This window comes from Microcystis sp. BLCC-F209 (genome assembly GCF_041928595.1).
Lineage (GTDB): Bacteria > Cyanobacteriota > Cyanobacteriia > Cyanobacteriales > Microcystaceae > Microcystis.
This window is the reverse complement of the sequence record NZ_JBHFLL010000158.1, coordinates 1-8416: the sequence shown is the minus strand read 5'-3', so window position 1 is coordinate 8416 and position 8416 is coordinate 1. Positions and strand designations below refer to the sequence as shown.

Here is an 8416-nt window from a genome sequence, read left to right as displayed (position 1 = left end):
CATTGCCATGAATGTCTTGATTCGCTCCCTACAGCAGGGTTACGGCGAGCGAGACGACTTCTACACCGGTGGCAATATGTTTATTTATTTCAGCCGCGAACAGGTGAAAAATCGCGATTTTCGCGGGCCCGATTTCTTCGCCGTCCTCAATGTCGATGGCAAGAGAGAGCGACAGGGTTGGGTAATTTGGGAAGAAGAGGGACGTTATCCCGACGTTATTGTGGAATTAACCTCTCCTAGTACCGCCAAAACCGATAAAGTCCGAAAAAAAGCCATTTATGAGGGAACCTTCCGCACGCCAGATTATTTCATCTACGATCCTTTCGATGGCAATTCTTTACAAGGATGGCATTTAGGGGCCGACCAACGCTACCATTCTTTAGAACGAAACGAGCGCGGCTGGTTATGGTGCGAAAGCTTAGGCTATTGGTTGGGAACTTGGCAGGGGACTATTGACCGAGAAACGGCAATTTGGGCGAGATTTTATGACCCAGAAGGCAATTTAATCCCCTTGCCAGAAGAAGCAGCCCAGGAGCAAGCAGCCGCGGCACAGGAGCAAGCAGCCGCGGCACAGGAGCAATTAAATGCTACTCAGCAAGCTCTGGAAGCGGAGAGACAGCGTTCTCAACAGCTGGCGGCTCGTTTGCGAGAAATGGGGATAGAGCTATAGTATAGCTGTATTTGTTTAGGTGAGGAGGTAAACTGCTCCTGTTCCTCCTCGTTCAAAGTCGGTTAATTTCTCCTTTCACGGTTGAGGGAGCCTGCAATCCCAGTGTATTTGAAATCTAGCTCGACACCTGTTTGCTGCTGTGATTACCTTTTGGACAGTGGGTAATTATTGATCAGAGTTTTCTTTTATTCTTCCTTAAACAGTAAACAGTGAACTGAAAACTGAAATCTGATAACTGATAACTGATAACTGATAACTGATAACTGTCTCAACTAGGAAATTTATTTGGCACGACTACTTATATGTCTAATCTATCTTTAGGCGCGCAACCCCCCCTCGAATTTATCCCCCCTGACCTTAATCCCTTGCTTTTAAGGGGATGTCAAATCTTTTTACCTCTCTGGTTACAAACTCAAACCAATTTAAGGGAAATTTCCGCCGCCAATCTAGAAACTTTAATCACATTTTATCAAAAAAGTCAAGAGAAAAAAGTCCGTTTACTGCTTGCTTTTCGTCATCCCAGTATTAACGACCCCTACTGTATGGCCTATCTTTTGTGGAAATTAGTACCCAAAAAAGCCAAAGAGTTAGGAATAAAATTACCAGCACCGATTCACGCTCATTTTATGTACGATCGAGGGATTCCTTTATGGGCTGGAGAAAGGGTAGGATGGTTATATTCTAAGTTAGGTGGCACACCAATTCAACGGGGAAAAGCCGATTTAATCGGATTGCGTTCGGCTCGTCGTTTATTATTAGAAGGAGATTATCCTTTAGCCGCCGCTCCAGAAGGGGCAACTAACGGACATAATGAGCTTGTTAGTGCTATTGAGCCGGGTATTTCTCAATTGGCTTTTTGGGGTGTGGATGATGTCAGAAAGGCTAAACAACAGCAAGAAGTAATTATTTTACCTATTGGTATTCAGTATTTTTATCTAACTCCAGTGTGGCAAGAGATCGAGCAAATTTTAACTAATTTAGAAACCGATAGCGGTTTAGAACCAATTCCGAATTCATCCCCAAAAGAAAAGGTTTTATACGAGCGTCTTTTTCGGTTAGGAGAAAGATTATTATCCTTAATGGAGGATTTTTATCGAGATTTCTATTATCAATCTTTGCCAGTAGTGCCTGCCAATGGTGATGATCCAAATGAAACTCTAGCCAAACGTTTAGCCAATTTATTAGATGTGGCCCTACAAACCGTAGAAAAGTATTTCAATGTTTCTTCTAATGGTAATGTGATCGATCGCTGTCGTCGTTTGGAACAAGCAGGATGGGAACGCATTTATCGGGAAGAATTAAAACCCACTCATTCTATTTCTCCCCTTGAATTAGGATTAGCTGATCGCCTGGCCGATGAAGCTAATTTAAAAATGTGGCACATGAGAATTGTGGAAAGTTTTGTGTCAGTAACTGGTTATTATGTCAAAGAAAAACCCACTGTAGAAAGATTCGCAGAGACAATTTTATTACTCTGGGATTTAGTGACAAGAATTAAAGGAGGTAATCCCTTTTTCCGTCCCCAAATTGGTCAACAAAAAGCGATAATAACTATTGGTAAACCTATTTCCGTATCCGAGCGCTATGGCGATTATAAAAGCGATCGACGCTCGGCCGTAGCACAATTAACCCAAGATTTACAAACCAGTTTAGAAAGTTTAATTATTCATCAGTAGATAATTAGGGTTTGCTGAAAAAGTTTCTTGGTGGACTCAGTTATCAGTTATCAGTTATCAGTTATCAGTTATCAGTTATCAGTTATCAGTTATCAGTTATCAGTTATCAGTTATCAGTTATCAGTTATCAGTTCACTGAGAAAACCCCCCACTTCCCCCCGCAACGGCTCGACCGAGCTTCGCCGCTCGACTGAGCTTCGGCGAACGTCCGAACATCGCGCACGAAGTGGTCTCCCCACTTCCCACTCCCCAATTCATAATTTATAATTCCCAATTCATAATTTATAATTCATAATTCATAATTTATAATTCCCACACCCCACTTCCCCGCTAAAAACCTTTTCACCTAGCTCTAGTATAGGAGATAGTACGGGAATCTGGAAAAACTCAATACCGAAAACCCTACCCCAGTCAGGGAATCTTTTATCTATCCTAAAAGTGTAGAGATAAACCAAGATCTCTAGCCTTAAGAAAACTTCGGAGGTGACTTATATGGCACTTATACGTTGGGAACCTTTCAGAGAAGTAGAAAGCCTACAAAAAGAAATGAATCGCTTGTTTGACCGTCTTGTGCCGACTGATGTAGGCAATGGCGAAAAAATGGGGTTGTCCTTCATCCCAGCGGCGGAAATTACCGAAACGCCAGAGGCAGTTCAGCTTAAACTGGAAATACCTGGTATGGAAGCCAAAGACCTCAACGTGGAAGTAACAGCCGATAGTCTGACCATTAATGGTGAAAGAAAATCGGAAATTAAAACCGAAGAAGAAGGATTTACCCGCACTGAGTTCCGTTATGGTAAATTCCATCGGGTTATTCCTCTACCAGTTCAGGTTGATAACACTAACGTGACGGCTGAATACAAAGATGGCATTCTCAATCTCACCCTCCCGAAAGCGGAAGAAGAAAAAAATAAAGTGGTGAAAGTGTCCATCAATCCTGCCATTGCTCAATGATGTAGCTCTCATTGTCCGGTCTTGAGCGAAAGAGTTAACCTAGTCTGATTAAACCAAAGCGGGAGTATTAAATCATGCTTCCGCTTTTAGCTTCTTAACCCTTTAACTTAAAACTTCTAACACTGCTTGGGGTGATAATTTATCTTTAAACCAGATAATCTGAGCGGGTAGATTTTGAAATTTAACTCCAGCTTTTTCTAGATTTAACCGTTCCGATACGGCTAAAATTAAATTATTTGCTTGGGCCGATTTGACCTGCAAGAATTTTTTTTGTAGGTATTCTGGTCGCCAATAACCAACAATTTCGAGGAGAAAAACGCGACCATCGGGATGCACTAAACGGAAATCGGGAATCATCACTCCTCCGGGTAAAGGCACTAAATCCACTTCCCTTTCTAGTTGCCATTCAGTTTTTAACTGTAACCAACGTTTAGCGAAAGATTCCTCTAACATACTATCGTAGGGTTTACCCGGCGAATAGTGGGAGACCAGACCACAGTTATCCTCTAAATTGAACTGTTGTTTTTTAATAGTTCCTGTATAGGAATCTTTATACTGTAATTGTGCCTTCAAATTCCAGTGAGTCACATGGAGTAAGGCAGGAATTAATTTAGCGATTTCAATGCCATAACGACTATTAGCTTTAAATAAACTGGTGGGACCATCGATAGTAATAGTAAATCCCGTGTCGGCATCCCCTTCGATATAAGTCATTAAACGAAATAGTTTTAGATAGCGAAAGAGATATTTATATTCCCCCGGATCGTTGCGGTGGACATTGATGATTAAATAACTGGCCCGATAAAAAATACCTTGAATTTGCGAGAGGTTAAAACGATGAATTAAGTTTTCGGGGGTGGGAGCATCAAATTGAGTGAGAATTTTATTCTCCGCTAAATCAGCATAGAGTCCTTTTTCTAGAGCTACTGGAAAAATTTCTTGATTTAATTCTTGGCTGAGTTGCTGGGCAATTTTTCCCAGAATTAGCGATCGATTTTGGGGAATAGGAACAAAGTTAGCCGCTTGTTCAAAAACTCTTTTTCTTAATTCCTGCGGTTCTAAGGGACTAATAATCTCAAAGGTGGCAAAATGATTGGTTAATAGGTGAGCAAATCCCCGTTTAATTTTATAATCGGGACTGTCTCCCTCTAAGATTAGGAGTTTTTGGCTTAATTCTCCTTTCGTTTCACCGATACTTTCCTGAAAACAGGTGATTTGTTCTTTGGCGATCGCCAGATAATCGGCAGCGAGCGGTAAGCGTTTAGGAATAATTGTCTCGCCATTTTGACGGGAAATCAATAAATCGGTCGGTAACATGGCAAGCTAGAGAAGAATAATCAGATGGGGAGAGGTGGGACGACAAGGAAAGTCGAAACCCCAAAAATCCCCCGCTTCTAACTATTTTGGTCGAGATAACGCTCTAAATCTTCGATCACACGGGTTAATTCTGCTTCTGTGGTTAAGCGTAGGCGATCGTCACGAACCGTTAACAAAACTTTAGCCGAAAAAGGACTCGGATAAATATTGGGATTACAAAACACTTCCAGAAATACATCACCAGTGTGCTGATATTCCAGCGGTTTTTGGGGTTGGGGTTTACCCCCACTAGCGGCATTACTGGCGATCGCTTTCAGTCGATCGAGTAAAATGTTAATTTCCCTTTGCAAATCCAGAGCAGCACTGGGACTGAAACGAAAAGTAACGGAACCTTGCAAGAGATTAAGAGTTAAAGGAATCATGGAAAAAATCAGGTTAAGAGAAAGCCTGAAGTTAATTATATTAATTTGGGGAAATTTGGGGAAATTGGGTTTTGGCGGATTGTTCAGTCATCAGTAAACAGTAAACAGTAATCAGTAATCATACTAAATCCTGTTTAAAAAGTATAGGATAGTGGGGTGTGGGGTGTAGGGTGTGGGGTGTGGGGAGAAACAATTCATAACTTGAGAGTTAATCACACTATTAAAAACGGATTTGGTATCAGTGAGGTTCTTCGTTACTTGGTCTGGTTCGATCGGGGGGCTTAAATCGACCAAATCTTTATCTGGTAAGATACTTAATTGATGCGTTCGTTCTTGAGCGAAAACAATTGACAAAAATCGCAGCAATGTCTTTCTCTACTGATAACTGATAACTGATAACTGATAACTGAAGTTACCGACGCGGAACGAGATTAATCCGGCCCTCGTCCATTTCATCCATGAGTAACTCTAGGGCCTCATAATCCACATCGGAAACGTAACCAAGACGAGCGAGGAGTTCATTAATTCCGTTCTCGATTTCTGGCGTGATTTGACGATAATATAGGGCTTGTTCCACTAATTGGCGGATAGTCGGCTTGGTATCCACGATTTTCTTACTCTAGTTCGATAAATCTAATTTCCGTATCCTGCTTTACTTTATTTCAGCAAAAACACCAGTAGGATATTGGGTCATCATCAGTAATTCGGGATTAGAGCTTAAACCTAACGACTTTCCCCTGATGTTTACCCCAGTAAGTCCTGATCACTGTTCCCTTTTACCCCCAGATACCAAGGTTAACCCAGAACTGGTTCTTTGCCACAGGGTCGAAGATTAAAAAAAGATTAATCTTTTCAGGAGAGAGAAAATTGATCCAGACCGGGGTTGCAAAATCAGAAAGTTAGGACATAATAGCGGTATCTGATTTCCAGTTAAAAGGTTCATTTATGAATTTCAAAGCCCAGCCATGAAAAGCCCTGTAAAAGTCCCAGAAATTGCTCTATTTGAGCCAAAAGGCTATATTACCGCCGCCAACGTCCTAGAATTTCAAGAGCAGCTCACCAATCTGGTGAACCAGAATAGCTGTATCACTTTTCTCGTGGATATGAGTAGGGTGGAATTCCTCGACAGCGCGGGATTAATGGCTTTAGTTACCGCCTTTCGTCTGGCTCAAAGTCAAGATAAATCCTTCAATATCTGTTCTATTCCACCTTCAGTCAAGATTATCTTTGAATTAACCCAACTCGATCGGGTTCTCTCGATTTTCCCTAGCCGTGCTGACTTTGATGCTGTTATCACCCTCCCCCAAGCGGCGTAAGCAGACAAAATAGCGTTTCTCGTCGCAATTTCTCGGCTAAATTCTGAATTTACATGGGAATCACCCCTTGGCTGGCTATCTTCCCATTTATCCAACCGACTCCTCAGGACAACAATTTTTCTCAAGGAGAGCCATTATACTGTTGAGATGGCTCTCCTCCTTTTTGGATATTATTTCTAGGGGCAAACTACCATGGACTTGTTGGGAGCAGCTCACAAAAGACTGTCTATTAAGAAATTCCATGACTTTAGTGATGACAGAGGGGAAGGAGGGCAAGATGGTAGATAGGTAATGAGTAGTAATTTCCTAGAATCCATGACAGTCAAAAATCTCCAGTATGCTTATTTTCCCGGTTGTGTCGCCCAAGGTGCCTGTCGGGAACTATATTTATCCACGGCAGCCCTGACGGAAGCTTTGGGGATTAATTTAGTCGAACTCAAAAAAGCTGCCTGTTGTGGTTCGGGAACCTATAAGGAAGATTCGCAACTGTTGGAAGATGCCGTCAATGCGCGCAATATTGCCCTAGCGGAAGCCCTCAATTTACCCCTGTTGACTCACTGTAGCACCTGTCAAGGAGTGATCGGTCATGTGGATGAGCGCTTGAAGGAAGCAAAGCATAATAATCCCAATTATGTTGAGGAAGTTAATAATTATTTACAGAAAGAACATTGTTCCCCCTACCAAGGTACGACGACGGTTAAGCACCTACTCTGGGCAATTGTGGGCGATTATGGCTTAGATAATCTGGCGGCCAAGGTGGTTCGTCCCTTATCAGGCTTAAATTGTGCCAGTTTTTATGGTTGTTATCTCCTGCGGGCCCAGGATACTCTCCCCTACGATAATCCTTTTCAGCCGGAATCCCTAGAAAATGTCTTTCGAGCGGTGGGGGCCAATCCGATTTATTATCAAGGACGCACTCAATGCTGTGGTTGGCCCCTGTCCAGTTATGCCACCACCCAATCCTTCCAAATGGCAGGAAAACACATTTTAGAGGCCATGGCAGCCGGGGCCGATTGTTTAGTCACCCCTTGTCCTTTATGCCATCTTAATCTTGATTCCCGACAACCGGAAGTGGCAAAAGTGATCGGTCGAAGTTTAGGTTTACCTGTGTTACATTTTTCCCAATTAGTCGCTTTAGCGGTGGGAGTCAGTCCCGATCGTTTAGGATTAGATCGACACATCGTTTCCACCAAATCCCTCTTAAAGAAATTGGGGTTTTAGAACTCAATCAGGAGTGTTAGCAATGGATTGGTTAAAAAGAATTTTTGGCTTAGATAAACCGGCCAATGCCGCTAGTGCGATCGCAGGGAAGGCCGCTGCTGCCGGTATTCCCCCCGAAAGAGTCGGATTAGACGGAAAATACGACGAAAGCGGCCTAGCTAAACGAGTAGTTTTAGCTTTTGACGAGACACCGGATTTAGCTGATGAGGACAAATTGTGGGTCGCTCAAACTGGCAGTAAAGTTGTACTAAAAGGCAGGGTTTCCCATCAGGCGACTTTAAATAAAATGGTAGCAATTGCCAGTAAAGTCCATGGGGCAACCAGCGTCGATACCAGTCAAGTAACTATTGGGTGAAGTCGAACGGCTGTTAACCTCTTGTAAAAATCAAGGCTCTTCGGTTTGTGTTATGCAATGGACGGGAGTTATAAGGGGTGAAACCCTTATATAGAAAGACATGGCTGCGATTTTTGCCAATTGTTTTCAATCTAGAACGAGCTAATCAATTAAGTCCCTTGCCAGATAAGGATTTAGCCGATTTCTGCCCCCTGATCGAACCATACGAAGTAACGAAGAACCATAAACTCTTGCTCGAACGAATTTCCTTGCGAGGAATTGCTAGAGTAACAGGGGTAAGTTGGTCATGGTTACAAAACTATGTCAAGAATAAACTGGCGGCTGTCCCCCGTCAAATAAAGGTTTCGGACAAACCAAAAGGTAAATTGGTTAGAGAATGTGATGAGATGTGGTCTTTGGTTTTTTCTAAGACGATAAAGTTTTATATTTGGCTGGCAATTGATAGAAAAACAAGGGAAATTATTGGTTGCTATGCGCGGAGATAG

Annotated in this window: 10 protein-coding genes and 1 pseudogene; 8 read left to right on the top strand and 3 right to left on the bottom strand. The window is 42.4% G+C overall.

Annotated elements, in window-relative coordinates; all coding sequences use genetic code 11:
* The 4 genes from ACE1AQ_RS09690 to ACE1AQ_RS09675 all read left to right on the top strand — a co-directional run.
* The coding region (locus tag ACE1AQ_RS09690) for a Uma2 family endonuclease (protein WP_374808319.1) at positions 1-670 on the top strand (670 nt) is incomplete at its 5' end.
* Positions 671-972: 302 nt separating this feature from the next.
* Positions 973-2346 (top strand): 1-acyl-sn-glycerol-3-phosphate acyltransferase, encoded by a 1374-nt coding sequence (locus ACE1AQ_RS09685; RefSeq protein ID WP_008206318.1) that lies wholly within the window; start codon positions 973-975, stop codon positions 2344-2346.
* Positions 2347-2357: 11 nt separating this feature from the next.
* Complete coding sequence (locus tag ACE1AQ_RS09680) at positions 2358-2540, top strand: hypothetical protein (protein ID WP_374808318.1); 183 nt, start codon at positions 2358-2360, stop codon at positions 2538-2540.
* Between the two features lie 298 nt (positions 2541-2838).
* Positions 2839-3300 carry an Hsp20/alpha crystallin family protein gene (locus ACE1AQ_RS09675; protein WP_149989290.1) on the top strand — a complete coding sequence of 154 codons (462 nt, stop codon included), beginning with the start codon at positions 2839-2841 and terminating at the stop codon, positions 3298-3300.
* Between the two features lie 102 nt (positions 3301-3402).
* On the opposite strand, the gene ACE1AQ_RS09670 is transcribed toward ACE1AQ_RS09675, so the two are convergent.
* From ACE1AQ_RS09670 to ACE1AQ_RS09660, 3 genes are all read right to left on the bottom strand, one after another.
* On the bottom strand, positions 3403-4617 hold the full coding sequence (locus ACE1AQ_RS09670) for a DUF790 family protein (protein ID WP_110545964.1): 1215 nt from the start codon (positions 4615-4617) through the stop codon (positions 3403-3405).
* A 77-nt stretch (positions 4618-4694) separates the two neighbouring features.
* Positions 4695-5039, bottom strand: a complete 345-nt coding sequence (locus ACE1AQ_RS09665; protein ID WP_008206324.1) for a hypothetical protein — start codon at positions 5037-5039, stop codon at positions 4695-4697.
* Between the two features lie 412 nt (positions 5040-5451).
* Entirely contained in the window at positions 5452-5646 is a 195-nt protein-coding gene (locus ACE1AQ_RS09660) for a hypothetical protein (protein ID WP_008206328.1), read from the bottom strand.
* Between the two features lie 358 nt (positions 5647-6004).
* On the opposite strand from ACE1AQ_RS09660, the gene ACE1AQ_RS09655 reads away from it, so the two are divergent.
* From ACE1AQ_RS09655 to ACE1AQ_RS09640, 4 genes and pseudogenes are all read left to right on the top strand, one after another.
* Complete coding sequence (locus ACE1AQ_RS09655) at positions 6005-6355, top strand: STAS domain-containing protein (protein WP_008206330.1); 351 nt, start codon at positions 6005-6007, stop codon at positions 6353-6355.
* A gap of 291 nt (positions 6356-6646) precedes the next feature.
* A complete protein-coding gene (locus ACE1AQ_RS09650; protein ID WP_024970686.1) occupies positions 6647-7576 on the top strand; it encodes a CoB--CoM heterodisulfide reductase iron-sulfur subunit B family protein in 930 nt (309 codons plus the stop codon).
* A 22-nt stretch (positions 7577-7598) separates the two neighbouring features.
* Entirely contained in the window at positions 7599-7931 is a 333-nt protein-coding gene (locus ACE1AQ_RS09645) for a BON domain-containing protein (RefSeq protein ID WP_374808313.1), read from the top strand.
* Positions 7932-8157: 226 nt separating this feature from the next.
* Positions 8158-8398, top strand: a pseudogene (locus tag ACE1AQ_RS09640) (ISNCY family transposase); the annotation flags it as partial.
* Between the last annotated feature and the right edge of the window lie 18 nt (positions 8399-8416).

Excerpts from the sequence above, each read along its gene's own strand:
- ACE1AQ_RS09645 (WP_374808313.1), top strand. The coding sequence starts at position 7,599 with ATGGATTGGTTAAAAAGAATTTTTGGCTTAGATAAACCGGCCAATGCC.
- ACE1AQ_RS09665 (WP_008206324.1), bottom strand. The coding sequence starts at position 5,039 with ATGATTCCTTTAACTCTTAATCTCTTGCAAGGTTCCGTTACTTTTCGT.
- ACE1AQ_RS09670 (WP_110545964.1), bottom strand. The coding sequence starts at position 4,617 with ATGTTACCGACCGATTTATTGATTTCCCGTCAAAATGGCGAGACAATT.
- ACE1AQ_RS09655 (WP_008206330.1), top strand. The coding sequence starts at position 6,005 with ATGAAAAGCCCTGTAAAAGTCCCAGAAATTGCTCTATTTGAGCCAAAA.
- ACE1AQ_RS09685 (WP_008206318.1), top strand. The coding sequence starts at position 973 with ATGTCTAATCTATCTTTAGGCGCGCAACCCCCCCTCGAATTTATCCCC.
- ACE1AQ_RS09675 (WP_149989290.1), top strand. The coding sequence starts at position 2,839 with ATGGCACTTATACGTTGGGAACCTTTCAGAGAAGTAGAAAGCCTACAA.
- ACE1AQ_RS09650 (WP_024970686.1), top strand. The coding sequence starts at position 6,647 with ATGAGTAGTAATTTCCTAGAATCCATGACAGTCAAAAATCTCCAGTAT.